This window comes from Streptomyces sp. NPDC053673 (genome assembly GCF_055585225.1).
Genome location: NZ_JBVJKN010000115.1, coordinates 1 through 1,060 on the forward strand (window position 1 = coordinate 1; position 1,060 = coordinate 1,060).

General features: G+C 69.1%; 1 protein-coding gene. It reads right to left on the minus strand.

Annotation, left to right across the window (positions count from 1 at the left end):
* Nucleotides 1-1,060 (minus strand): acyl carrier protein (locus ACZ6ZQ_RS38640; protein WP_469773208.1); only part of this gene is annotated, 1,060 nt, incomplete at both ends.

Below are 1,060 nucleotides of genomic sequence, written 5' to 3' on the forward strand. Positions count from 1 at the left end.
GTGGACATGACGGTGACACCGCCGGCCAGGGCCATGGTGCATTCACCGTTGCGCAGCGCCTGAACCGCCCAGTGCAACGCGACCAGCGACGACGAGCACGCCGTGTCGACGGTCACAGCCGGACCTTCCAGGCCCAGGGCGTAGGAGACCCGGCCGGACAGGACGCTGCCCGCATTGCCCGTGCCCAAGTGGCCTTCCAGACCCTCCGGTTCACGGGTGATCAGGGAGAGGTAGTCCTGTCCGTTCGTGCCGACGAAGACTCCGGCCTGACTGCCGCGCAGCGACGAGGGGTCAATGCCGGCGCACTCGAAGGCTTCCCACGAGGTTTCCAGCAGCAGCCGCTGCTGCGGGTCCATGGCCAGCGCCTCACGCGGCGAGATCCCGAAGAAGTCGGCGTCGAAGTCCGCTGAGCCGTCGAAGAAGCCACCTTCACGTGTGTACGAGGTGCCCGGCTGCTCCGGATCGGGGCTGTACAGCCTCTCCAGGTCCCACGCACGGTCGGCCGGGAACGGACCGACCGCGTCCGTACCGTCCGAAAGCAGCTGCCACAGCTCTTCCGGAGTCCGAACACCACCCGGGAAACGGCAGCTCATCGCCACGATCGCGATTGGATCATCGTCCGTGGGGACAACGGCGGGCAGCACAGTGTCGGCGACACGCACACTGCCCACCAGCTCGCCGCGCAGGTACTCCGCCAGAGCGGCCGAGGTCGGGTAGTCGTAGATCAGCGTGGCCGGCAGCCGCAGCTCGGTGGCCGCGCCCAGGCGGTTGCGCAGCTCAACCGCGGTCAGCGAGTCAAAGCCCAGCTCCTTGAACGCCCGCCCCGCGCCGACGGCATCCGAGCTGCCGTGGCCGAGGACCGCCGCTACGTGCGTACGGACCAGATCCTGCAGCATCCGCTCCTGCTCGACCGGCGCGAGGGCAGCCAGCCGACCGGCGAGGGACACGGAGCCATCGGCCTCAGGGACCGCCTGCACACCGACCCGCGTCGCACGGGTCTCGCGCACTTCCCGCAACTCACCGAACAGCTCACTGGAGCGTGCGGCGGTGAATCCGGAGA